Raw genomic sequence first — 24,418 nt, forward strand, 5'->3', positions numbered from 1 at the left:
TTGGAAATTGGTTCAAGGCCGGCCGGAATATACCGTTCTCGGGTCGAAAAGCGGCTTGCTACCGTCGTCTTCAAGAACCGCTCTCCCGTCCACCAGCGCAACCGTCCTGTAGAAGCAGGAACGCCGACCGGTGTGACAGGTTGCATCGACGCCAGCGACTTTCACGCTGAGCTGGATGGCGTCCTGGTCGCAATCGGTGCGGATTTCCACGACCTGCTGCAGGTTGCCGGACGTTTCGCCCTTCTTCCAGAGCGCCTTGCGCGAGCGTGACCAGTAGTGCGCGATGCCCGTTTCGAGCGTTTTCGACAGTGCATCCGCGTTCATGTGCGCGAGCATGAGGAGGGTGCCGTCGCCGGCGTCGGTCACAACGGCTGTGACGAGGCCGTCCGCATCGAAGCGTGGCGCGAAGGCCGACCCTTCCTCGGTCTCGTGCTTGTCGCCGGACGGGCGGGCAAACGCGGTCATGACCGGTCCCGAACCGTGTTCAGTTGACAGACGGTAAGGCCGGCAAGTGGGTCAAAGGCCATTGCGCACCATGGTAACGAAACGGATCTGTTCCTCCGGGTTGTCCCTGAAGGTGCCGGTGAAAGTCGAGGTCAGGGTCGTCGAGCCCTGCTTGCGGATGCCGCGCATGGCCATGCACATGTGCTCGGCTTCGAGCATCACCGCGACGCCGCGCGGGTTGAGTACGTCCTGGATGACGCCCGCGATCTGCGCGGTCATCGCCTCCTGCGTCTGCAGGCGGTGCGCGAAGATGTCGACAACGCGGGCAATCTTGGAGAGTCCCACAACCTTGCCGTCCGGCAGGTAGCCGACATGCGCCTTGCCGATGATCGGCACCATGTGGTGCTCGCAATGAGAGTGGAAGGTGATGTCGCGGACGATCACGAGGTCATCATAGCCGGCGACTTCCTCGAAGGTCCGGCCAAGCTCCTCGGCCGGGCACATGTCGTAGCCACCGAACATCTCCCGATAGGCCTTGGCGACGCGCTTCGGCGTGTCGACGAGACCCTCCCGGTCGGGATTGTCGCCGGTCCAGCGCAACATCACGCGCACGGCGGCCTCGACCTCGGCCTGGCTCGGACGGTCGGTGACGGGCTTGTCCATGTAGGCAGCCTGCGGCATGAGCTTCTTGATCACGGCATCCATCGAGGTCTCTCCCGTAGTTCCCCTCTATACGGAGGAACGAGTTGAACGGTTCACAACCTGCCGGGAAAATCCGGCTCGCGCCGTGCCGTCCCGAAGCTGCGAAATCTTGTCCCTGATGCGTCGGCGTCGCCGCCACCTTGTCGATCAAAGAGCACAAGCATTATATATGACCGGATAGCCCGAAAGAAAGATGCGCCCGCGGCACGGATTGTCGTCATCAGGTGGCGGATTGGAAAATCATGATCGACGACATCTACAATGCGAAAATTCTCGGCTTTGCCGGGAATATCGCGCGGATCGGCCGGCTTGAGCACCCTGACGCGACAGCGACCGCCCATTCCAAGCTCTGCGGCTCGACCGTGACGGTCGACCTCAAGATGCAGGATGGCGTGGTGACCGATTTCGCCCACGACGTGAAGGCCTGCGCGCTCGGACAGGCGTCGTCCTCGATCATGGCCGAACATGTCGTTGGCGCGACCTCGGAAGAACTTCGCGCGGTGCGCGAGACGATGCGCAGGATGCTGAAGGAAAGCGGCACGCCGCCGGAAGGCCGCTTCGCAGACCTGAAGTATCTCGAACCCGTGCGCGACTACAAGGCGCGTCACGCCTCGACCATGCTGACCTTCGACGCTGTCGTCGACGCGATCGACCAGATCGAGAAGAAGCGCGCGGAGGAGGCAGCCTAGCTGCCCGGACGATTGGCCGTTCAGAAACTGGAACAAAGACCGCGATATTCCCGCAACTGGTCCGGTCCATGGCGCAAGACGCCGGGCCGAATCCTTGGCACCTCGTTAGTGCGCCTCTATCAGCTGACGCTGTCAGGCTTCATCGGGAATTCCTGCCGCCACCTGCCGACCTGCTCGGAATATGCCTATGAGGCGATTGCCAGGCACGGATTCTGGGCCGGCGGCTGGATGGGTCTGTTCCGGGTGGCGCGCTGCGGCCCCTGGGGCACGCACGGCATCGACCGGGTGCCCGAGACGCTCGCCGAAAGCTACCGCTGGTTTGCACCTTGGCGTTACTGGCGCATCGCCAAGGGCAGCACCCACGCGCATCACTGAACCCGCGCGTCTTTACGGCTCGCCAATGAGACCCTAAAAGACCGCTCGCCGCCGGACGCATCCGGCAATAAACCACCCGCGCTCGTTTGCGGGACTGGATAGGAGAAAAGAAAGTGCCAAATACCGTTTCCCTGACGTTTCCCGATGGTTCCGTGCGCGACTACGACGCCGCGATGACCGGCGCGGAACTCGCCGAATCGATCTCCAAGTCGCTTGCCAAGAAGTCCGTTGCCCTGGCGTTCGACGGCGTCTTGCAGGACCTGTCCGATCCGCTCGCCCGCTCGGGCCGGATCGAGATCGTGACGCGCGACGATCCGCGCGCGCTTGAACTCATCCGCCACGATACCGCTCATGTGCTGGCCGAGGCCGTGCAGGAATTGTGGCCCGGCACGCAGGTGACCATCGGACCGGTTATCGAGAACGGGTTCTACTACGATTTCGCCCGCAACGAGCCCTTCACGCCCGAGGACTTTCCCGCCATCGAGAAAAAGATGCGCGAGATCATCGGCCGCAACAAGCCGTTCACCAAGGAAGTCTGGTCGCGCGACAAGGCGAAACAGGTGTTTGCCGACAAGGGCGAGGCCTACAAGCTCGAACTGATCGACGCGATCCCGGAAGACCAGGACCTCAAGATCTACGCGCAGGGCGACTGGTTCGATCTCTGCCGCGGCCCGCACATGGCTTCCACCGGCCAGATCGGCAGCGCCTTCAAGCTGATGAAGGTGGCCGGCGCCTATTGGCGCGGCGACAGCAACAACCCGATGCTGACGCGCATCTACGGCACCGCCTGGGCCAACCAGGAGCAGCTTGACGGTTACATCCACATGCTGGCCGAGGCCGAGAAGCGCGACCACCGCAAGCTCGGCCGCGAGATGGACCTGTTCCACTTCCAGGAGGAGGGACCGGGCGTCGTGTTCTGGCACGCCAAGGGCTGGAAGCTGTTCCAGAGCCTGGTGAACTACATGCGCCGCCGCCTCGACGAGCAGGGCTACGAGGAGGTCAACGCGCCGCAGGTGCTGGACAAGTCACTGTGGGAGACCTCGGGTCACTGGGGCTGGTACCGCGATGCAATGTTCAAGGTGACCGTCGCCGGCGACGACACCGACGACGACCGCGTCTTCGCGCTGAAGCCGATGAACTGCCCGGGCCACGTGCAGATTTTCAAGCATGGCCTCAAGTCCTACCGAGAGCTGCCTGTAAAGCTTGCGGAATTCGGCAACGTTCACCGCTACGAACCGTCCGGCGCACTGCACGGTCTGATGCGCGTGCGCGGCTTCACGCAGGACGACGCCCACATTTTCTGCACCGAGGAGCAGCTTGCCGCCGAGTGCCTGCGCATCAACGACCTGATCCTTTCGACCTATGCCGATTTCGGCTTCGAGGAGGTCAGCGTCAAGCTCTCGACCAGACCCGAGAAGCGCGTCGGCTCGGACGAGGCATGGGATCATGCCGAGGAGATCATGGGCAATGTGCTCGCGATCATCGAGGAGCAGTCCGGCGGCAGGATCAAGACCTCGGTCAATCCGGGCGAGGGCGCCTTCTACGGGCCGAAGTTCGAGTATGTGCTGAAGGACGCCATCGGCCGCGAGTGGCAGTGCGGCACCACGCAGGTCGACTTCAACCTGCCGGAGCGTTTCGGCGCTTTCTACATCGGCAGCGATTCGGAAAAGAAGCAGCCGGTCATGGTGCACCGCGCGATCTGCGGCTCGATGGAGCGCTTCATCGGCATCCTGATCGAAAACCATGCCGGCCACTTCCCGCTCTGGCTGTCGCCGCAGCAGGTGGTGGTGGCGACGATCACCTCGGACGCCGACGACTATGCGATGGACGTGGTCAAGAAGCTGAAGGCTGCCGGCCTGTCGGCCGAACCGGATCTTCGCAACGAGAAGATCAACTACAAGGTGCGCGAGCATTCGATGGTCAAGGTGCCGGTGATCATTGTCTGCGGCAAGCGCGAGGCCGAGGAGGGGACGGTCAACATTCGCCGCCTCGGGTCACGTGACCAGCAGTCGATGACGCTCGACGAGGCCGTCGCCTCGCTGAGCCAGGAGGCGGTGACGCCCGACCGCCGGCGTGCCATGGCGCAGTAAACCGCGGAAGGGCGCAAGCCGTTGGTTTGCGCCCTTCCGCGGCATCGGATTGCCGCCTTCATCCACCTGTCATGTGACGCCCGTAAGCAGCGTTCATGGTGGCCAAGCGACTCTCCGACCTCGCCTTCACGGAACTCTCCTACGCCAATGCCGCGGACCCGCGGCTGAAGCGCTGGTTCATCCGTTCGGTCGAAGGCCTGTCGGGCAGGGACAGCTATGCCGCGCTCTACGACCTGTGGCGCAGGAACATCGCGCCGACCGGCGAGCGGGTCTTCGGTCGCATGCTGGAACTGGTCGATATCGGTGTTCGCCGCGAAGGGCAGTGGCCGCCGACCGACCTGCAGGACGGACCGCTGGTCATCGTCGCCAACCATCCCTTCGGGATCGGCGACGGCATCGCCATCCTGTCGCTGGCAGAGCAGCTTGGCCGGCCCTTCCGCGTCATGATCGCTTCGGAGCTCCTGAAGATCCCGGAAATGGCAGCCTATTCGCTGCCGGTCGATTTTTCCGAGACGAAAGAGGCGTTGAAAAACAACATCGCCGTGCGCCACGAGGCCGTGCGCCTGCTTAAGGACGGCGTCGTCATCGACATCTTCCCGGCCGGCGGCGTGGCAACGGCGCCGAAGGGGTTCGGGGCGGCGCGCGACCTGCCCTGGAAAATGTTTCCCGCGCGCCTCGTGCAGGACGCCCGAGCGTCTGTCGTGCCGATGTATTTCTCAGGCCAGAACGGTCGCCTCTTCCACCTGGTCAGCAGGCCGATGGCTCTCGCCGCGCACGAACACCGGCTGGCGCGCATGGTCGGCAAGGCCGCGCTGGCGCTGCGCCTGTCGCTCCTGGTGCGTGAATTCGCAAGGCTGTCGGGCCGCTCGATCGGCGTGCGCATCGGCGAGACGCTACACTGGCATCAGCTTGAACCGCTGCGCGACCGCAAGACGCTGCTCGAGACGCTCCATGACGCCGTGTTCAGGCTCGCCCCGCCGGCGGCCACGCGCCGACGCCGCGCGATAGCGCGCTTCAGGCGCAGCAATTCCGGAATGAAAGCCGCGTAGGAGGCGGTTAATCGGCGCCTTCGCTGACATCGACGGAATTGGCTTCCGTCGCCAGGACCTCGACGTCCTGGTTGCGGCCGCCGACGACGGTGAAGTCGCGCTGGTAGATGCGGTCGCGGTTCTTGGCGATGATCGTGTAGTCGCCCTCGGCGAGCACCATCGAGGCGAAAGCGCCGACCATCTCGCGAATCGGGTCGCCCGAACCGGAAAGGATCGACCATGACGTGTCGGCGATCGCCTCGCCGCCGGCCTCGCGCACCAGCTTCATGGTCAGTTCGGCGGCGTGGTGCTCGACAGTCGCTTCGGTCAGCTTGCCGGCCTCGATCCGGATGTCGGAGCGGATGACGGCGTTGACTGCGCCATAGGTCGAGACGACGTGGTAGGTGCCCGAGTTCAGCCGCACCACCGAATTGGGGCTGACGTCCGGGATGATGAGGGCGCGCTCGCCGTCGGCCCCGGCATCGGCCTCGTAGATCGAGAATCGCAGCTTGGCCGGCGGTATGCGCACGCCGCCGGCGAGCACCGCGTCGAGTTTCAGGCCGCCGGCATCGAGCACCAGATCCTCGCGCTTCCCGTCGCGGCCGACCGTGATGCGCTTGGTGGCGCCGGCCCGGCCGTAAGAGGCGTGCACGAGGTAGCCGCCGGGCGCGAGCTGGAAGGAGCTGGTGCCGCCCTGGGCGGATGCGATCAGCGGCAGCTTGCCGTCGGGCCCGGGTTCCGGGCCGAAGACCCGCCAGACGAGACCTCGACTGATGTCCGTGCCATCGTCGGTGAGCTTGGCCGAGAGGGTGATTTCTCCGCCTGCGGCAAGTCCGGCGAGCGCTTCGCTGGCGGGCGCAAAACTGGTGATGGAGGGGAGCTTGAGATCGGGCGGGATGATGTCGGTTTCCTGCGCCATCACCGGCGCAGGCAGCGCCGCGATGACGGCCGCGCAGGCGAGCAATCCAAAAAGTCGCGATATCCCACCGGTCATACTTGCGTTGAACCCTAAGGCAGTGGCAATTTCAAGGCCTATTCGCCGGCTGCCTTCCGGCAGCCAGAGAGTCGCCGCACGCATCGTCGCCGCGCTTTTGCCCATCAGACCGGAGACATGCCATGAACACGGCCATCATCGATTTTCTGTCCACCCGAAGTTCCGTTCCCATTCAGGATCTGAGGGAACCCGGCCCGGACGATTCGCAGATCAGGACCATGCTGGCGATCGCCAGCCGCGTGCCCGACCACGGCAGGCTGGCGCCGTGGCGCTTCATCCTCTACCGCGGCCCTGCGCGCGAGGAGGTCGGCCGCAAGATCGTGGAACTCGCCGAAGTCCGTGAGGGGCCGTTGCCGGAGGGCCGCCGCAACCAGGAGATGACGCGCTTTTCCCGCGCGCCGCTGGTGATAGGTGTCGTGTCGAGCCCGAAGGATCATCCGAAGATCCCCGAATGGGAGATGTTCCTGTCGGCCGGGGCGGCCGCCATGAACCTGGTGCTGGCCGCCAATGCGCTTGGATTCGGCACCAACTGGATCACCAACTGGTACTCCGACCTGCCGGAGGGCCGCGCCCTGCTCGGGCTTTCGCCGAAGGAGCGCGTCGCCGGCTTCGTGCACATCGGCTCCCACGAAGGACAGGCGCCGGAGCGGCCGCGCCCCGAGGTCGATTCGCTTTACGGGGACTATTCCGGTCCGTGGGAGGGTTAGGATTTTGTTTTATGAGCCCAAGAACGGCCACGGCCTGCCGCACGATCCCTTCAAGTCGATCGTGTCACCGCGGCCGATCGGTTGGATCTCGACGATCAGCCGCACGGGCGAGGCGAACCTCGCGCCCTATTCCTTCTTCAACGCATTCTCGACCAATCCCTTTCTCGTCTGGTTTTCGTCGGAGGGGCAGAAGGACAGTTCCAGCCTGGCGGCCGAGACGGGAGAGTTCGTCGCCAATCTGGTCGGCCGCGATCTTGCCGAGAAGATGAACCGCACGGCGGTCGACTCGCCGCGTGGCGTCAGCGAATTCACCTATGCGGGACTGACCGAGGCGCCGTCGCGGCTGGTGGCGCCGCCGCGTGTCGCCGAGGCGCCGGCGGCGCTCGAATGCAAGGTGACCGAGGTGTTCATGCCCAAGGCCCTCGATGGCAGCCGGTCGGGCGCCTTCGTCGTCATAGGCGAGGTGGTCGGCGTGCATATCGACGACGCATTCCTGACCGACGGGCTGTTCGACACGGTCAAGGCGGGCAATGTAGCGCGGCTCGGCTACATGGACTATTCGAGCGTGGAGGCGCTGTTCCAGATGCGCCGGCCGCGCTGGAAGGACGATTAGGCGACGCCCGCAGCCCGCGCCCGCGCCATCAGGGCTTCGGCGCGGCGCAGGTGCGGAATGTCGTACATCTGGCCGTCGATGGCGACGACGCCGGCATTGCCGGATTGCGCAAAGGCCGCAATGACCTCCTTGGCCTGCCCGACCGCTTCTGCCGACGGGGTGAACGCCTCGTTGATGACCGCCACCTGGTCCGGGTGGATCGCCATCTTGCCGGTGAAGCCGTCGCGCTCGGCCTCCAGGCACTCGCGCCGCATGCCCTCGGTGTCGCGAAAATTGACGAAGACCGTGTCGATGGCCGGAACGCCGGCCGCCGATGCCGCCAGAATCGTCACGCTCCGCGCAAAACGAAAGACGTCGGTATAGCGACCGGCTTCATCGCGCGTGCTGCGCGCGCCTATTGCGGCCGACAAATCTTCCGCGCCCCAGGTCAGTCCGGCGAGGCGAGCGCTTGCACCGCGATAGCTGGCGCCCGACAGGACGCCGATGGCTGTCTCTGTGATCAACGGGACGATCCGGATAGAGCCGTCCGGCAGGCCGTTTTCAGCCTCCAGGACGCGCAGCCTGGTCGACAGCTGCTGTATGTCGGCGCCGCAATTGCACTTCGGCAGCATGATGCCGTCTGGCCTTGATGCCACCACGGCCTTGAGATCGTCGTCGGTCAGACCGGTCGCGAGATCATTGACCCGCACATAGAGCAGTGCTTGCGTCTCGCCGCGCCGGTCGGCAACGAAGCCGGCGGCCATGTCGCGCGCCTGCGGCTTGTTCTGCGGTGCCACCGAATCCTCGAGGTCGAGGATTAGCACGTCGGCCTGTGAGGCGAGGCTCTTGTCGAGCTTGCGCTCGGAATCGCCGGGGACGAACAGCCAGGAGCGCATCAGGCGGTGGGCTCCATCTTCATGATCATCGCCTGGCGCACGCAGCGGGCAACGAGCTCTCCCGTCTGGTTGAAGGCGCGGTGCTCGAACTCGACGATGCCGCGGTCGGGCTTGGACTTCGATTCCCTGACCGAGATGACCTCGGTCTCGACGCGGATCGTGTCGCCGTGAAAGACCGGGTGGGGAAACGTCGTTTCCTTCATGCCGAGGTTGGCGACCGTCGTACCGATGGTTGTGTCATGCACCGAAATGCCGATCATCAGTCCGAGCGTGAACAGCGAGTTGACCAGGGGGCGGCCCCATTCGCTGCGCGCGGCGAAATCGAAGTCGATATGCAGCGGCTGCGGATTGAGCGTCATAGTCGAGAACAGCATGTTGTCGCTCTCGGTCACGGTCTTTGTCAGGCCGTGGCGGAACACCTGGCCCGGCTGGAACTCCTCGAGATATAGCCCGGCCATGTTCTGTCCTCCGTGTGCTTGGCGGATTGATAGGCACTACGACCGGGACCGGCAAGCCGGTTAAGAAATATGGTGAACCAATCGTAAACTATTTCGGCCTAGCGTCGATTCTGACGGCACGTGGATGTCAGAGGGGGCAAGCGGGCATTGATGGTAGTCTCACATTTCCTGAAGTGGATTTACACTGCAAAGGCCGGCGAACGGGCCGCTGCGGCAGCCGCTCTTGCTCGCGCCTATGTGGATCGTGACCTGCCGTTCGAGGACCGCTGCGCCGCCGAGGCCGCGCTGACCCTGCTGCTCGACGACCCATCGGCCAAGGTCCGCCATGCGATGGCCGAAGTTCTCGCCATGAGCCGCCATGCGCCGCTGCAGGTGATCGGGGCGCTGGCGTCCGACCAGCCCGAGGTTGCCGCGCTGGTGCTGGCTCGCTCGCCACTCCTGACCGATGCCGATCTGATCGACCGTGTCGCCTCGGGGAGCGTCGCGACCCAGAAACTCATTGCCGACCGGCCGGCCGTATCGATGGCGCTTGCTGCAGCCATCGCCGAGGTTGCGGAAGCGGAAGCCTGCGCCACGCTGCTTGCCAATACCGGCGCCTCGATTGCCGCTCTGTCGTTCCGCCGCATGGCCGAGCGGCATGGTCATGTCGGAACGTTGCGCGAGGCGCTGATTGCCGATTCGCGGTTGCCGGCTGACTGCCGCCACATGCTGCTGGTCAAGCTCGGCGACGCGCTCAAAGGGTCGCCGCTCGTGGTGGCGCTGATGGGCAGCGCGCGCGCCGACCGGGTCATGAAGGATGCCTGCGTCAGGGCCTCGCTGACGCTGATCGAGGGTACGCGGCCCGAAGAACACAGCGCACTGATCGCCCACCTTCAGGTGCGTGGCGATCTTACCGCGAGTTTCATCGTGCGCACCGTTGCGCATGGCAAGGTCGACTTCTTCGGCTCTACCCTCGTCGTACTGACCGGACAGTCTGAAGACCGGGTGAGGGCACTGCTCGCCAACGGAAACGACGTCGCGCTGTCGGCATTGTTTCGCAGCGCCGGACTGGCGCCGTCCGTGCATAGCGTGCTGCTCCGCGCGCTGAAGGTGTGGCGCCAGGTAGCCAACGGCAAGCGGGTGGCCGGCGCTCAGGAAGTATCCTGGCTGATGCTGGAGGAACTCGGCGGCTCAGAGGCGACGGGCGACCTTGCAGGGCTGCTGAAGACGATCCATCTCGATGCCCTGCGCGAAAACGCGCGCGGCCACGCACTGGCCATCGCGGCGGCCTGAATGCCAGCGGGCTTCTTGCTGGCAGGTTGCCGAGAGTCCGCCGTGCGTCCATAGATCGGATCATGGTTCCGGAAGCCGCCCTGAAGCCGCATAGGCTTGCAATCAACGCCAGCCCCCCGGTCCGGGCCGCACTCGCAGCGATCGGACGTACCGAGGACATCCGTTTCTCGCCGGACAATGGCCTGTTGTGCATCGCCGGTTTCGGACGCCAGCGCCTGCTTCTCCTGCGAATCCGTGTCGCGGGTGACGGACCGATCCGGATCGACGATTTCCTGGAATTGACCTCGGACGGTATCGGTGCGGTGCACGGCATCGACTTCATCGACGACTTGACGCTGGTCGTGGCCAACCGCGACGGCCGGGTTTCCATTCTCGGCCTGCCACGGCAGTGGCCTGACGATCGGATTTGCCATGTCGAGCCGCTCCGTGTCCTCAGGCACCCAATGACCTTCAGGATCAGGTCGCCCGGCTCCGTCGCAGTATGCCGCCATTCCTCCGGACTCGTATCCGTCTATGTCTGCCAGAATTACGCGCACAGGGTGTCTAGTCACCTGATTGCACCGCGATTTGGCTACGCGCCGCTCTGGAACAGACTAGCGATGCGGCGCGGCCTCGACATTCCCGACGGGATAGCCATCAGCGCCGACCAGCGCTGGATCGCCGTCAGCAGTCACGGTACGAGCGACGTGAAGATCTTCGATGCCGGCCGGTCGCTCGGCGGCACGGCCGAACCGGCGGGCGTGCTGTCCGGTGCCGGCTATCCGCATGGCGTGCGCTTTTCTCCCGACGGCCTGCACGTCGTCGTCGCCGATGCCGGTAGGCCGGTGCTGCAGATCTATCGCAGTGACGGCGACTGGCGGGGCGAGCGACCCGCGGTGCGAACAGCCGAGGTGCTTGATGCCAAGAGCTTCGGGCGCGGCCATGCTTCCGACGAGGAGGGCGGTCCGAAGGGTCTCGACATCGACAGGTCAGGCACGGTCGTGGCGATCACCTGCGAGGAAGAGCCGCTCGCCTTCTTCGCGCTGGCGTGCCTGGTTGGCGAGGAATCTGGCCGCCAGGGAGATGGGTTGCGCGCAGCGAAAGCACCCGCAACGGACTAGCCATGCCTGTCCGGCGCCAGCCGGGAGGCGCATGATCAGATGTCGAGCGCCTCGGTTGCCGCGAACTCGGCGCGGTCCTGGATGAAACGGAAGCGCAGTTCGGGCTTGGTGCCCATCAGCGCGTCGACCGAGGCCTTGGTGCCCTCGGTATCCTCCATGTCCACGTCGACGCGCAGGAGCGTGCGCTTCCTGGGGTCCATCGTTGTTTCCTTGAGCTGCGCGGCCATCATCTCGCCGAGGCCCTTGAAACGGCCGATCTCGACCTTGCCGCGCCCGGTGAATTCGCTCTTCAGCAACTCGTCCTTGTGCTCGTCGGTACGCGCATAGCGCACCTTGCCGCCCTGGCTGATGCGGTAGAGCGGCGGCACGGCCAGGTAGAGATGGCCGCCGCGCACCAGTTCCGGCATTTCCTGGTAGAAGAAAGTGATCAGCAGCGAGGCGATGTGCGCGCCGTCGACGTCGGCGTCGGTCATGATGATGACCCGGTCGTAGCGAAGGTCCTCCTCGCGGTAGCGCGATCGCGTGCCGCAGCCGAGCGCCTGGATCAGGTCGGAAATCTGCTGGTTTGCGGTCAGCTTGTCCTGCCCGGCGCTGGCGACGTTGAGGATCTTGCCGCGCAACGGCAAGACCGCCTGGCTGGCGCGGTCGCGCGCCTGCTTGGCAGAGCCGCCGGCCGAATCGCCCTCGACGATGAAGATTTCGGCGCCGGCCGCAGCGTTCTGCGTGCAGTCTGCAAGCTTGCCGGGCAGCCGCAGCTTGCGCACGGCGGTCTTGCGCGACACTTCGCGTTCCTGGCGGCGGCGGACTCGCTCGTCGGCGCGGGCGATGACCCAGTCGAGGAGCTTCGAGGCTTCCTGCGGATTATCGGCCAGCCAGTGGTCGAAGGGGTCGCGGATCGCCTGCTCGACGATGCGCATCGCCTCGATGGTCGCCAGCCGGTCCTTGGTCTGGCCGACGAATTCCGGCTCGCGGATGAACACCGACAGCATGCCGGCGGCCGAGATCATCACGTCGTCGCTGGTAATGATCGACGCGCGCTTGTTGCCGACGAGATCGGCATAGGCGCGCAGGCCGCGCGTCAGCACGTTGCGGAAGCCGCCCTCGTGCGTGCCGCCTTCGCCGGTCGGGATGGTGTTGCAGTAGGAGCGGATGAAGCCGTCGCCGCCATACCAGGTGACCGCCCATTCGAGCGACCCGTGGCCGCCCTGCTTCTCGCTCTTGCCGGCAAACACCTCGCGCGTCACCTGGAAGTCGCCGCCGAGCGAGGCCGAGAGGTAGTCCTTCAGGCCGCCGGGGAAATGGAACACCGCCTTTTCGGGCGTCTCGTCCTTTTCATTGATGAGTTCGGGCGCACAGTTCCAGCGGATCTCGACGCCGCCGAACAGATAGGCCTTGGAACGCGCCATGCGGCACAGCCGCGCCGCTTCGAAGGCAGCGCCCTTGCCGAAAATCTCGGCGTCGGGATGGAAGCGGATACGCGTGCCGCGGCGGTTGTGAACCTCGCCGAGCGATTCCAGCGTGCCCTGCGGGACGCCGCGCGAAAAGCGCTGGCGATAGAGCTGGCGGCCGCGTGCGACCTCGACCTCGAGTTCGTCCGACAGTGCGTTGACCACCGAGACGCCGACGCCGTGCAGGCCGCCCGATGTCTCGTAGACCTTTGAATCGAACTTGCCGCCGGCATGCAGCGTGCACATGATGACTTCGAGCGCCGACTTGCCGGGAAACTTCGGATGCGGATCGACGGGAATGCCGCGCCCGTTGTCGGTCACCGTGAGAAAGCCGTCCGCCGACAGCTCGACGTCGATGAAGGTGGCGTGGCCGGCGACGGCCTCGTCCATCGAGTTGTCGATCACCTCGGCGAAGAGATGGTGCAGCGCCTTCTCGTCGGTGCCGCCGATATACATGCCGGGCCGACGGCGCACCGGTTCCAGGCCCTCGAGCACCTCGATATGGCTGGCGTCGTAGCCCTCGCTGCCGTCCTTCTGCTGCGCGCTGCGCTTGGCCATCGACTGGACGATCGGGTCGAGCGGCCGGGGCGCCGCACGCGGCGCGGCGGCGGCTTTGTCGATATTGGCGAAGAGGTCGTTACCGTCGTCCATGGGGCGCGAATTATCCAAGGCTGCGAATCACCGGGCATACTGCCACGAGCGACCCCGACAATGACAGAGGTTCCCGTTCCGTTCGAGAACGGCCCACAGGCGGGGTGCCGGGCGCCAGCAAGGGTTCGATAACCAAAATCCAAAGATAGATTCAATACGAAGCTTCTAAAATGCCGAATGTTTAGGTTTGCCCGGTAGCGTCAGGCTCAAGAAGAGCAAGAACCAGATTTGCGGGGGAGTTCGAACGTGAAGGGTAAAGTCATCACCATGATCGGAATTGCCGCCGTCATCGGCGCGATCTCGGTCTTTGCCGCAGACCTCTGGGTCAAGAGCGCGGCGAACGCGAAGTCGGAAGTAATCGTCGAGGTACCGGCGCCCGAGCAGCCGCGCGTCGAATTCAACAAGATCGTCGTCGCGGCGGCGCCGCTTCGCTTCGGCATGGAACTCGACCGCACCCAGCTGACCGAAATTCCCTGGCCGCAGGATTCGCTGCCGCAGGGCGCCTTCTCGTCGGTCGATGCGCTGATGGGCGAGGGGTCGCGCGTCGTGCTTTCGCCGATCGAGGCGAACGAACCGGTGCTGCTTGCCAAGCTGTCGGGCGCCAATGGCCGCGCCACCCTGTCGAACCTGCTGTCGTCGGGCATGCGCGCCGTGACCATCAAGACTGACGAGATCGCCGGCGTCGGCGGTTTCGTAACGCCGGGCGACCGGGTCGACATCGTGCTGACGCGTGACGCCGGCGCCATCCAGGAAGTTTCGGGCAATGCCTCCGGCGCCGCCGGTTCGACCATCACTACGGAAGTCGTCGTCGAAAACGCCAAGGTGCTGACTGTCGGTCAGGGCGCCGACGAGCGCCAGACCAGCCCGCAGGTCGTCGGATCGGTGACCATAGAAGTCACGGTCGATGGCGCACAGAAGATCGCGCTTGCGCGCAACATCGGCTCGCTGTCGCTTTCGTTGCGCTCATCGAACGACGTCAGTGTCGGCAAGGACGGCATCACCACGATCTCGTCCTTTGGCGGCTCGGTCGCGGCGGGCATCACCGAGACCGCCGGGTCGCTGCTCGGCAAGGTCGCTGAAGAGCCCGAAGGGCCGAAGTTCAGGACGATCATCGTGACGCGGGGCCTGCAGACGCAGCCCTACCAGGTGGTGTCGCAGGACGGCACGGAAGAAAAGATTCAGAATTGAACTGAACCCGGCGGGACACCGGGTATTTGGGGGCTGGGACAATGGTTGAGTTGACGGGAAATAGAGGCCGCGGGAGCATTTTTGCCGCGTCATGGCTCGCGGCAGCGCTGGCTGCAACGAGCATGGTCGCCGGGACGACGCCCGTGGGGGCTGCCAACGAGGTGATCCACATCTCGTCGACGCAGAATGCGTCGATCAAGATCGCCAAGGGCAAGCCGCGCACCATCAAGACGAACGTGCCGTTCTACGAGATCGTCATTGGCGATCCGGAAGTCGCCAACGTCAATCCGCTGACCGACGACTCCTTCTACGTCCTGGGCAACAGCCTCGGCACGACCGGCATCGCGCTGTTCGACGAGAACAAGCAGCTGGTCGGCTCCGTCGACATCGAGGTCACGCTGGACACCGACAGGCTGGCGACCACCATCCGCAACAACGTTCCGGGCGGCGAAGACATCAAGGTGACTTCCGCCAATGGCCGCGTCGTGCTGTCCGGTTCCGCCAATGACCAGGTGGCGGCGGACAAGGCGTCGAAAATCGCAAGCAACTTCTCCGGCCAGGAGGAGGTGATCAACTCGGTCAACATCTCGACCTCGCAGCAGGTCCAGCTCAACGTCCGCTTCGTCGAGATCAACCGCCAGATCGGCCAGGAACTCGGCACGAAGCTCGGCGTGAAATATTCGGGCCCCTCCGGCTCGATCAAGTTCAATTCGAACCCGTCTGCCTCGTCCAACCAGCCGGCAGCCGAGGTCATCGGCAACCTGATGACCAACGGCTGGTCCGTCGATGCGACCATCAAGGCGCTCGAGGATCGCGGCGTCGCCCGCCGGCTCGCCGAGCCGAACCTGATCGCGCGTTCTGGCCAGAAGGCAAGCTTTCTCGCCGGCGGCGAGTTCCCGATCCCGGTCTCGCAGGGCGAGAACGGTCAGATCACCGTCGAGTACAAGAAGTTCGGCGTCGGTCTCGACTTCACGCCGACCGTGCTCGCCGACGGTTTGATCTCGCTCGACATCGAGCCGGAAGTGTCCTCCATCGACAAGTCCTCGTCCTACGACATCGGCGATATTTCGATCCCGGGTTTCGTTGTGCGCCGCGCGCGCACCTCGATCGACCTGAAGAACGGCCAGAGCTTCATGATGGCCGGCCTGCTTCAGTCCGAGAACGACATGGTGCAGCAGGGCGTGCCTGGACTGTCCAAGCTGCCCGTGCTCGGCGCGCTGTTTTCCTCCAAGGCCTACCAGCGCCGCGAGACAGATCTCGTCATCATCGTGACGCCGTACCTGGTCAAGCCGATCGATCCGTCCAAGAAGGTCGCGACGCCGACCGACGGCACGGTGTCGGCCAGCAACGTCGACTACTTCCTCGGCAATGTCGCGGAAGTGAAGGTCTCCGATGCCGGCCGTGCCACCGCGGCCTCCAGCGGAACCTTCGAGGCGGTCGGCGTCGGCCACTTCCTCGACCTGCCGAAGGACTGAACCGAATGCGAATGATCCTGACAACCATCACTCTCCTCTGCGTCGCCGCCGCCGGCTCCAGCTGCACGAGCGACCAGCACCGCCGCGCCGACACCATTACCGACGGGGTCGGCAATGCGCAGGCTGCCAATACGGTCATGCAGATGGTCGATCCCTGGCAGGACGGCGTCCAGAACACGCACCTGCTGGTGCCGGCGGCACGCGCCGCAAAGACCGGCCCGGCCGAGAGCGCGGCATCCGCCAAAGATGCGCAGTCGCTCAGCAACTGAGATCAGAACAGTACAGGCAACAGAATGGCTAATCCCGGAAAAACCAAGCGCATCGTCCTGATCTCGACGGACAAGGCCTTCGTCCAGGAAACCAAGGCGGCGTTCTCGTCCTCGGACCTGATCGAACTGATTACGGTCGACAAGAATGTCGTAGAGCTGCGCGGCGAGATCCAGGAGTCCAACTGCGACGCCGCGATCATCGACATGGATGCGGCCAAGCTCGAGGAAATCGAGGCGCTGCAGCGCATCACGCGTCGCCTCGAGGGCAAGGCGCCGATCCTCGTCGTGACGCAGGAGTTCAACGCTGCTGCCGTGCGGATCCTCGTCCAGCTCCAGGTCGCCGACTTCCTCGTCCGTCCGGTCAAGACCGCCGATCTCGTGCGCTCCTGCATTCGCGTGTTGCAGGGTCCGGGACGCGAGGAGAACTCGGAATCGCAGATCTACACGTTCATGCCGGCCGCCGGCGGCGTCGGCACCACCACGCTGACGCTGCAGACTGCCTTCCAGTTGCACAACTCGGCGACGCGCGGCGTTTCGACCTGCGTCGTCGACCTCAACTTCCAGCAGGGCGCCTGCGCGGAATATCTCGACCTCGAGCCACGCTTCGACATTACCGAGATCGAGAACCAGCCGGAGCGACTCGACCGCCAGCTGCTCGACGTCATGCTCTCCAAGCATTCGAGCGGCCTTTGCGTGCTCGCAGCACCGACGCACCCGTCGGAGATGCGCTCGTTCAACGCCGACGTCGTGGTGCGCATGCTCGACCTGGTCTCGGCCTATTTCGACAATGTCGTCATCGACATGCCGCGCACCTGGTTCCCGTGGACCGAGACGGTGCTGCTCGGTTCCAACAAGCTCTACATCGTCTCCGAGATGACGGTGCCCTGTCTGCGTCACACGCAGCGCCTGATCCAGGCCGTCTACGAGACGGTCGGCAAGGAAGTGAAGCCCAACGTCATCGTCAACCGCTACGAGCAGAAGATGTTCGAAAGCGGCATCAAGCAGGCCGATGTGCAGGAGATTCTGGGCGATCACTTCGTCGGCGGCATTTCCAACAATTACCGCCTCGTGCGCGAGGCCGTCGATCGCGGCGTGCCGCTGCACGAGATCGATGCCAATGCCAATGTGGTCAACGATCTGAAGCGCATCATCCTGCCCGAAGAGGTGGTGGTCGAGGGCAAGAAGCCGACGTCGCTCTACGCCATGGGCAAGCGCCTGCTGAGGAAGTCGGCATGACCAGCCGCTTCTCCACCCTGCAGAACCGCGATGTCAGGCCGGAGTCCACGCCGGAGCCGGCAGCTCGCCCCGACCAGATGGTCGTCATCCCGTCGACGCGCAAGGCGCAGCCGAAGGCCGACGCCGGCCCTGCCAAGTCGACCAACAAGGTCATCGACGCGCGCGCCCGCCTGCACCGCATGCTTATCGAGGAGATCAACCTCGTCGCGCTCGAGCGTCTGCCGAAGGACGAGATGCGCCGCCAGGTGCATGATTTCGTTCTCGAAAAGACCCGCCAGGAGCGGCTTGCCGTCAATGGCGCGGAACTCGAGGCGCTGGTCGACGACATCGTCGACGAGATGGTCGGGCTTGGCCCGCTCGAGCCGCTGCTCAAGGACCCCTCGATCAACGACATCCTGATCAACGGTCACCAGAACTGCTTCGTCGAGCGGCACGGCAAGCTGCAGCAGGTGCACATCCCGTTCAAGGACGAGGCTCACCTGCTGCGCATCGTGCAGAAGATCGTCGGCGCGGTTGGCCGGCGTGTCGACGAGAGCCAGCCGATGGTCGACGCGCGCATGCTGGACGGCTCGCGCTTCAACGCTGCCATCCGCCCGGTCGGTGTCGACGGTCCACTGGTCTCGATCCGAAAATTTTCCAAGAACAAGCTCGGTCTGCACAAGCTCGTCGAATTCGGCGCGATCACCCAGAACATGGCCGAGGTGCTGGCCGCCGCCGTCCACGCCCGCAAGACGACGATCATCTCGGGCGGTACCGGCACCGGCAAGACCACCATGCTGAATGCCCTGTCGGCCTTCATCCCGGAGGACGAGCGCCTCATTACCATCGAGGACGCAGCCGAACTGCAGCTGCAGCAGCCGCATGTCGCCCGCATGGAAACGCGGCCGGCCAATATCGAGGGCCATGGCGAACTGAAGCAGCGCGATCTCGTCAAGAACGCGCTGCGCATGCGTCCCGACCGCGTCATCCTCGGTGAGTGCCGCGGCGAAGAGGCCTTCGACATGCTGCAGGCCATGAACACCGGCCACGAAGGCTCGATGGCCACGATCCACGCCAACACGCCGCGCGACGCCATCAGCCGTCTCGAGCAGATGCTCGGCATGACCGGCATGCCGATGACCGTGCAGTCGATCCGCAGCCAGATATCGAGCGCACTCGACATCATCGTCCAGCTGACCCGTCTGTCTGATGGCAAGCGCAAGGTGACGAGCGTCGCCGAGGTGACGGGCATGGAAGGCGACGTCATCCAGATGCAGGAGATCTTCAAGTACGTGCGCACCGGCATGGACGCCGACGGCAAGATCCAGGGCCATTTCGAGGCGACCGGCCTGCGCCCGCGCTTCCTCGAGGACATGCGCGCCATGGGCATCGAGTTCCCGGGTAAGTATTTCGAGCCGGGAAGGCCGCTGGAATAGTCATGTCAGGGGCGCTCTACGTCATATACGCCGGCGCTGCGCTAACCGGCATCATGATCGCGGAGGCGTTCTACCTGCTCTATGCGGGGAGGGCCGACCGACGCACGGCGATCAACCGCCGCATGAAGCTGCAGGATGGCAAGATCAGCCAGGAACAGGTGCTGATCCAGCTCCGCAAGGAGCGTGGTCTCGACGGACGCTCCTTCTTCTCGCTCGACTGGTTCCGCACGCTGCGTTCGCAGTCGGGCATGATCATGTCGACGTCGAAGTTTCTCGGGATAACCTCGGCAATCGCGTTCGCCATATCCTTGGGTGGCTACCTCAATGGCCTGCCGCTGGTCGGCGCGCTGGCGTTGTTCCCGGTGCTCGCCGCGATCCTGCCGGTCCAGGTGCTGAAATTCCGCCGCAACCGTCGCCACAAGCAGTTCGGGGTACAACTGCCGGAGGCGCTCGAGTTGATCACGCGAAGCCTCAAGGCCGGTCATCCGGTGCCGGTCGCCATCTCCATGGTGGCGCGCGAGATGCCCGACCCGATCGGCACGGAATTCGGCGTCGTTGCCGACGAGGTGACCTACGGCTCGGATCTCGTCTCGGCGCTGCACAACCTCTACCAGCGCGTCGGTCATGAAGACCTGCCGCTCTTCGTCACCGCCGTGTCGATCCAGACCTCGTCGGGCGGCAATCTTCGCGAGATCCTCGACGGCCTGTCGCTGACGATCCGCGACCGCGGCAAGCTGAAGCGCAAGGTCAGGGCCATTTCAACCGAAGGCCGCATGTCTGCCTATATTCTGACGGCGGTTCCCTGCCTGCTGGCCGCCGCCATCATGGTGATGATGCCGCATTTCTACACCAGCGTGTGGGACAAGCCGATGACCTGGTACCTGCTCGGCGGCTCGGTGGTGTGGCTGGTCCTTGGAAACCTGATGATGTTCAAAATGTCGAATTTCAAGTTCTGATATGGAACAGCTTGTCCTCTTCCTCGCCTCGCTTCGTCCGACATCGCTCGGGCCGGTGGCGCTCATCATGCTGCTTGGCGGCCTCTGCGCCGTCGGCTGGCCGATCCTGGCCGCGCGTGGCAGCCACAGCGACCTGAAGCGCCGTCTCAAGGTCCAGCCGAAAAAAGCCGAGTCGCAGGAACAGCCGGCGCCAAGCCGCAATGTCGTGCGCGAGAAGGTCGCCAAGTCGGCGCACGAGTTCTACGCCAAGAGCGATCCGGAAAACGTCGCCCGCCTGCGCATGCGGCTGATCCAGGCCGGATATCTCGATCCGCGCGCCGTCGGCACCTTCTTCCTGATCCGCTTCGGCGCATTCATTGTCGGCGCGCTCGGCGCCTTCGTGTTCAACGAGTGGCTGGCCAGCGCGGACGCGACGGCCACGAGCCGCTGGACCCTTGTCGGCATATCGGCTTGCGCGGGCTACTTCATGCCCGGCCTGATCCTCGGCCGCCTGATCTCGGCCAAGATGCGCGAGTACCGCAACGGCTTCCCCGACTTCATGGACCTGATGATTGTCTGCTCGGACGCCGGCATGGCCATGGAGGCCGGTATCGAGCGGGTGTCCAAGGAGCTTTCCGGCACCTATCCGTCGCTCAGCGAGAACCTGCAGCTCGTGTCGCTGGAGCTCAGGGCGGGGCGAAGCCTCGACGACGCGCTGAAGTCGCTTGCCGATCGGCTGAACCTCGACGAGGTGCGCTCCTTCGCGACGCTGCTGCAGCAGTCTAAGGAGCTCGGCACCAGCCTGTCGGGCGCACTGCGGGTGTTCTCGGACGAAATGCGCCACAAGCGCATGTCCATGGCCGAGGAGAAGGCGCATGCCCTCCCTGCCAAGATGTCGGTACCTGTTACGGTCTGCATCCTGCCGGTCGTCCTGATGATCGCCATCATCCCGATCATCGTGAAGATGACGGCAGACTGAGCTGCGGAAACCTAAACGAACCGTTGCGCCGACCGCTTGGATTCGCTGCAACTCCGCACCGAAGTTTAAATGCCTTTGATCTAATGTGATCCCGTTAGAAGGACCCGGAAAACGGGCGCGTTTGGGACAGGGGCAATGGTCAAATCCAAATCGACTGCGATCGCCGCGATCTTGGCAAGCATGGTGTTGGGCGGCTGCACGACGGGCCGCATCGACACAACCGAAACGACATCGATATCGCCGGTCACGGCAGACATCAGCGAGGCCGATCTCGTCGCCGGCAAGAACCAGTTCCGGCAGGCCAACTACGGTCTGGCCGAAAAGCACTTCCGCAAGGCGGTGGAACTGCGCGCCGACAACTCGGAAGCCTGGATGGGGCTCGCCGCGTCGTACGACCAGCTCGGCCGTTTCGACTTCGCCGACCGCGCCTACGACCAGCTTTTGAAGGTTGCCGGCCGCAAGCCGGAGATCGTCAACAACATGGGCTATTCGCAGCTCTTGCGCGGCAACAAGAAGAAGGCCCGCCAGCTGCTCGACGAGGCCAGGAGCGCCATGCCGGGCTCCGTCGTCGTCGAGGCCAACCTCGCGCTGCTCAAGAAGGCCTGAGCCGTCCGAAGAATCCGGTTCGGCACGCTTTCGCGCCGAACCGGCTCATCGTTTCCGCCTATTCGGCGGCGCCGAGATACTCCGACACCGGCGGGCATGAGCAGACCAGATTGCGGTCGCCCGCGACATTGTCGATGCGCGACACCGGCGGCCAGTATTTCGCCGTGCTCTCCGGGTCGCCGGCAGGGCTTGCAGCCTCCAGCCTCGAATAGGGATGCTTCCACTCGCCGGCCAGCGTCTCGCTCGCCGTGTGAGGCGCATTAACCAGCGGGTTGTCATCCCGCGGCCATTCTCCCGCTTCGACGCGCTTTGCTTCCCGGGCAATCGAGATCATTGCCTCGCAGAAGCGGTCGAGCTCATGCTTCGGTTCGGATTCCGTCGGCTCGACCATCAGCGTGCCGGCAACCGGCCAGGACATGGTCGGGGCGTGAAAACCGTAGTCGATCAGGCGCTTGGCGACGTCCTCGACGCCGATGCCGGCGCTTTCCTTGAGGATTCGCGTGTCGAGGATGCACTCATGCGCGACACGCCCGTTGCGGCCCTTGAACAGCACCGGATAGTGGCCGGCGAGCCGGGCGGCCATGTAGTTGGCGTTGAGGATCGCCATCTCGGTCGCCTGCTTCAGCCCCGACGCACCCATCATGCGGATATACATCCAGGTAATCGGCAGGATCGAGGCGCTGCCGTAGGGGGCGGCCGCGACCGCGGGCGCACCGCCAGTGGTGACATGGCCGGGCAGGAACGGCGCCAGATGCGCCTTGACGCCGATCGGTCCGATGCCGGGTCCGCCGCCGCCATGCGGGATGCAGAACGTCTTGTGCAGGTTCATGTGGCAGACGTCGGCACCGATGTCGCCCGGGCGGGCAAGCCCGACCAGGGCATTGAGGTTGGCGCCGTCGAGATAGACCTGGCCGCCATGCTCGTGAACCAAGGCGCAGATGTCGCGCACGCCCTCCTCGAACACGCCATGCGTCGACGGATAGGTGATCATCAGCGCGGCAAGGTTTGCCGCGTGCTCGGCGGCCTTGGCGCGCAGGTCCTCGAGGTCGATGTCGCCTTCGTCCGTGCAGCGCACCACCACGACGTCCATGCCGGCCATGCTGGCGCTTGCCGGGTTGGTGCCGTGCGCGGAGGAGGGGATCAGGCAGACGGTACGGTTTTCGTCGCCGCGCTGCCGGTGCCAAGCGCGGATGGCCAGGAGGCCGGCATACTCGCCCTGGCTGCCGGCATTGGGCTGCAGCGACACGGCGTCGAAACCGGTGATCTCGGCGAGCCAGGCTTCGAGATCGTCGAACATCTTCCGGTAGCCGGCCGAATGGGCCTTCGGCGCGAAGGGATGCATGCCGGCGACCGTCGCCCAGCTGACCGGCAACATCTCAGCCGCCGCGTTCAGCTTCATTGTGCAGGAACCGAGCGGGATCATAGTGCGATCGAGTGCCAGGTCCTTGTCGGCGAGGCGGCGCAACAGGCGCATCATCTCCGTCTCGGACCGGTTCTCGTGGAACACCGGCTGCGTCAGGAAGGCCTTGCCACGCGGCTTGCCAGGCATCGCGCTGTCGGCCGCCGCAGGCACGCTCGCGCCGAACAGCCCGGCGATCGCCGTCAGGTCGGCCTCGCTTGACGTCTCGTCGAAGCTGATCGCGACGCGGTCGTCGTCGAGCGCGCGCAGCAGGCGGCCTCCCGCCTCGGCAGCCGCGGCAATCGAGCGGGCCTTGCCGGGAATGCTGGCGGTCACCGTGTCGAAGCGCCGGTCGCCGACAATTTCGATGCCGGCCTCGCGCAGGCCAGCGGCGAGACGTGCAGCGAGCGCGTGCACGCGGACTGCAATCTCCTGCAGACCCTCGGGGCCGTGCCAGATGGCGTAGGACGCTGCCATGTTGGCGAGTAGCGCCTGTGCGGTGCAGATGTTGGAGGTCGCCTTGTCGCGCCGGATATGCTGCTCGCGCGTCTGCAGTGCCAGGCGGTAGCCGGGACGGCCATGTGCGTCGGTCGACTGGCCGACCAGTCGCCCGGGCATCAGGCGGGTCAGCTTGTCGGAGACCGCGCAATAGGCGGCATGCGGGCCGCCATAACCCATTGGCACGCCGAAGCGCTGCATGGAGCCGACCGCGATGTCGGCACCGAGGCTGGCCGGTGGTTCTGCGAGCGTCAGCGCCAGCGGGTCGGCGACGAAGACGACCAGCGCGCCAGCTGCCTTGGCCTTTGCAATTGTGTCGCCGTGATCGGCGTAGACGCCAAACGTGTCGGGCCAGGGCACCAGCAGGGCTGCAGTTTCTTCATCGATCGTATCGCCGTCGATGACGATGCCGAGCGGTTCGGCGCGGGTGCGCACCACGTCGAGCACCTGCGGATGCAGCGCGCCGGCGAGCGCCACGCGGTGGCGCTTCTCGCGGTGGTGGCGCCATGCGATGCCGACGGCTTCGGCTGCGGCCGTCGCCTCGTCGAGCAACGAGGCGGACGCGACCGGCAGGCCGGTCAGTTCGGCAACCAGCGTCTGGAAGTTGAACAGCATTTCCAGCCGGCCCTGGCTGATCTCGGCCTGGTAGGGCGTGTAGGCGGTGTACCAGGCAGGGTTCTCGAACAGGTTGCGCTGGATGACGGGCGGCACCAGACAGCCGTGGTAGCCCGCGCCAATGAAGCTCTTCAGCACGACGTTCTCGTCCATCTTCGTGGCCAGCTCGGCGAGGGCTGCGGACTCGCTCGCCGGCTCGGGCAGCGCCAGCGGCCTGTCGAGACGGATCGACTTCGGCACGGCCTGCGAGATCAACGTCTCGATGGAGGGCACACCGACGGTGGCCAGCATGGCGCGCGTGTCGGTGAGGCTTGGGCCGATATGGCGGTTTGCGAAACTGTAGGTGGACGTCGTCAT

General features: G+C 64.9%; 23 protein-coding genes. 16 read left to right on the forward strand and 7 right to left on the reverse strand.

The window, feature by feature from the left end; all coding sequences use genetic code 11:
• Positions 1-12: 12 nt before the first annotated feature.
• The gene (gene hisI, locus ACT2BZ_RS18540) at positions 13-465 is read right to left on the reverse strand and encodes a phosphoribosyl-AMP cyclohydrolase (protein WP_457936723.1); all 453 of its coding nucleotides are present in this window, start codon (positions 463-465) and stop codon (positions 13-15) included.
• 51 nt (positions 466-516) lie between these two features.
• Entirely contained in the window at positions 517-1,149 is a 633-nt protein-coding gene (gene folE, locus ACT2BZ_RS18545; protein ID WP_457936724.1) for a GTP cyclohydrolase I FolE, read from the reverse strand.
• A gap of 239 nt (positions 1,150-1,388) precedes the next feature.
• Here folE and ACT2BZ_RS18550 point away from each other — a divergent pair, with 239 nt between their 5' ends.
• The 4 genes from ACT2BZ_RS18550 (at position 1,389) to ACT2BZ_RS18565 (ending at position 5,349) form a co-directional block, all read left to right on the forward strand.
• Positions 1,389-1,835 (forward strand): iron-sulfur cluster assembly scaffold protein, encoded by a 447-nt coding sequence (locus tag ACT2BZ_RS18550; protein WP_457936725.1) that lies wholly within the window; start codon positions 1,389-1,391, stop codon positions 1,833-1,835.
• Positions 1,836-2,210, forward strand: coding sequence for a membrane protein insertion efficiency factor YidD (yidD, locus tag ACT2BZ_RS18555; RefSeq protein ID WP_457941380.1), 375 nt, complete (start codon positions 1,836-1,838; stop codon positions 2,208-2,210).
• Between the two features lie 113 nt (positions 2,211-2,323).
• On the forward strand, positions 2,324-4,300 hold the full coding sequence (gene thrS / locus ACT2BZ_RS18560; protein WP_457936727.1) for a threonine--tRNA ligase: 1,977 nt from the start codon (positions 2,324-2,326) through the stop codon (positions 4,298-4,300).
• 95 nt (positions 4,301-4,395) lie between these two features.
• Entirely contained in the window at positions 4,396-5,349 is a 954-nt protein-coding gene (locus ACT2BZ_RS18565; RefSeq protein WP_457936729.1) for a 1-acyl-sn-glycerol-3-phosphate acyltransferase, read from the forward strand.
• 7 nt (positions 5,350-5,356) lie between these two features.
• Here ACT2BZ_RS18565 and ACT2BZ_RS18570 read toward each other — a convergent pair whose 3' ends face one another.
• Positions 5,357-6,322: a hypothetical protein gene (locus ACT2BZ_RS18570; RefSeq protein WP_457936730.1), complete on the reverse strand. Its 966-nt coding sequence runs from the start codon at positions 6,320-6,322 to the stop codon at positions 5,357-5,359.
• 122 nt (positions 6,323-6,444) lie between these two features.
• Here ACT2BZ_RS18570 and ACT2BZ_RS18575 point away from each other — a divergent pair, with 122 nt between their 5' ends.
• Together ACT2BZ_RS18575 and ACT2BZ_RS18580 are read left to right on the forward strand one after the other, a co-directional pair.
• Positions 6,445-7,029: a nitroreductase family protein gene (locus ACT2BZ_RS18575; RefSeq protein WP_457936731.1), complete on the forward strand. Its 585-nt coding sequence runs from the start codon at positions 6,445-6,447 to the stop codon at positions 7,027-7,029.
• A gap of 4 nt (positions 7,030-7,033) precedes the next feature.
• Positions 7,034-7,642: a flavin reductase family protein gene (locus ACT2BZ_RS18580; RefSeq protein ID WP_457936732.1), complete on the forward strand. Its 609-nt coding sequence runs from the start codon at positions 7,034-7,036 to the stop codon at positions 7,640-7,642.
• Here the strand turns inward: ACT2BZ_RS18580 and ACT2BZ_RS18585 are convergent.
• Both ACT2BZ_RS18585 and ACT2BZ_RS18590 read right to left on the reverse strand, forming a co-directional pair.
• Positions 7,639-8,517, reverse strand: coding sequence for an HpcH/HpaI aldolase/citrate lyase family protein (locus tag ACT2BZ_RS18585; RefSeq protein ID WP_457936734.1), 879 nt, complete (start codon positions 8,515-8,517; stop codon positions 7,639-7,641). The genes ACT2BZ_RS18580 and ACT2BZ_RS18585 overlap by 4 nt on opposite strands.
• Positions 8,517-8,975 carry a MaoC family dehydratase gene (locus ACT2BZ_RS18590; RefSeq protein ID WP_457936735.1) on the reverse strand — a complete coding sequence of 153 codons (459 nt, stop codon included), beginning with the start codon at positions 8,973-8,975 and terminating at the stop codon, positions 8,517-8,519. Before ACT2BZ_RS18590 ends, ACT2BZ_RS18585 begins: the two co-directional genes overlap by 1 nt.
• A gap of 150 nt (positions 8,976-9,125) precedes the next feature.
• Here ACT2BZ_RS18590 and ACT2BZ_RS18595 point away from each other — a divergent pair, with 150 nt between their 5' ends.
• Together ACT2BZ_RS18595 and ACT2BZ_RS18600 are read left to right on the forward strand one after the other, a co-directional pair.
• Complete coding sequence (locus tag ACT2BZ_RS18595) at positions 9,126-10,247, forward strand: DUF2336 domain-containing protein (RefSeq protein WP_457936736.1); 1,122 nt, start codon at positions 9,126-9,128, stop codon at positions 10,245-10,247.
• 62 nt (positions 10,248-10,309) lie between these two features.
• Positions 10,310-11,347, forward strand: coding sequence for a hypothetical protein (locus ACT2BZ_RS18600; protein ID WP_457936737.1), 1,038 nt, complete (start codon positions 10,310-10,312; stop codon positions 11,345-11,347).
• A 35-nt stretch (positions 11,348-11,382) separates the two neighbouring features.
• On the opposite strand, the gene parE is transcribed toward ACT2BZ_RS18600, so the two are convergent.
• Positions 11,383-13,446: a DNA topoisomerase IV subunit B gene (gene parE / locus ACT2BZ_RS18605; protein WP_457936738.1), complete on the reverse strand. Its 2,064-nt coding sequence runs from the start codon at positions 13,444-13,446 to the stop codon at positions 11,383-11,385.
• A gap of 246 nt (positions 13,447-13,692) precedes the next feature.
• Between parE and cpaB the strand changes: the two genes are divergently transcribed.
• The 8 genes from cpaB (at position 13,693) to ACT2BZ_RS18645 (ending at position 21,549) form a co-directional block, all read left to right on the forward strand.
• Positions 13,693-14,634, forward strand: a complete 942-nt coding sequence (gene cpaB / locus ACT2BZ_RS18610; RefSeq protein WP_457936739.1) for a Flp pilus assembly protein CpaB — start codon at positions 13,693-13,695, stop codon at positions 14,632-14,634.
• A 41-nt stretch (positions 14,635-14,675) separates the two neighbouring features.
• Positions 14,676-16,109, forward strand: coding sequence for a type II and III secretion system protein family protein (locus tag ACT2BZ_RS18615; protein ID WP_457936740.1), 1,434 nt, complete (start codon positions 14,676-14,678; stop codon positions 16,107-16,109).
• A gap of 11 nt (positions 16,110-16,120) precedes the next feature.
• The gene (locus ACT2BZ_RS18620; RefSeq protein ID WP_457936742.1) at positions 16,121-16,378 is read left to right on the forward strand and encodes a hypothetical protein; all 258 of its coding nucleotides are present in this window, start codon (positions 16,121-16,123) and stop codon (positions 16,376-16,378) included.
• Positions 16,379-16,402: 24 nt separating this feature from the next.
• Positions 16,403-17,614: an AAA family ATPase gene (locus tag ACT2BZ_RS18625; RefSeq protein ID WP_457936744.1), complete on the forward strand. Its 1,212-nt coding sequence runs from the start codon at positions 16,403-16,405 to the stop codon at positions 17,612-17,614.
• On the forward strand, positions 17,611-19,029 hold the full coding sequence (locus ACT2BZ_RS18630) for a CpaF family protein (RefSeq protein ID WP_457936746.1): 1,419 nt from the start codon (positions 17,611-17,613) through the stop codon (positions 19,027-19,029). The genes ACT2BZ_RS18625 and ACT2BZ_RS18630 overlap by 4 nt, the downstream gene beginning before the upstream one ends.
• Positions 19,030-19,031: 2 nt before the next feature.
• Positions 19,032-19,985: a type II secretion system F family protein gene (locus tag ACT2BZ_RS18635; RefSeq protein WP_457936748.1), complete on the forward strand. Its 954-nt coding sequence runs from the start codon at positions 19,032-19,034 to the stop codon at positions 19,983-19,985.
• Between the two features lies 1 nt (position 19,986).
• A complete protein-coding gene (locus ACT2BZ_RS18640; protein ID WP_457936749.1) occupies positions 19,987-20,943 on the forward strand; it encodes a type II secretion system F family protein in 957 nt (318 codons plus the stop codon).
• Positions 20,944-21,078: 135 nt separating this feature from the next.
• Complete coding sequence (locus tag ACT2BZ_RS18645) at positions 21,079-21,549, forward strand: tetratricopeptide repeat protein (protein ID WP_457936751.1); 471 nt, start codon at positions 21,079-21,081, stop codon at positions 21,547-21,549.
• 58 nt (positions 21,550-21,607) lie between these two features.
• Here the strand turns inward: ACT2BZ_RS18645 and gcvP are convergent, their stop codons facing one another.
• The gene (gcvP, locus tag ACT2BZ_RS18650) at positions 21,608-24,418 is read right to left on the reverse strand and encodes an aminomethyl-transferring glycine dehydrogenase (RefSeq protein ID WP_457936753.1); all 2,811 of its coding nucleotides are present in this window, start codon (positions 24,416-24,418) and stop codon (positions 21,608-21,610) included.

It is taken from the genome of Mesorhizobium sp. 10J20-29, assembly GCF_054130485.1.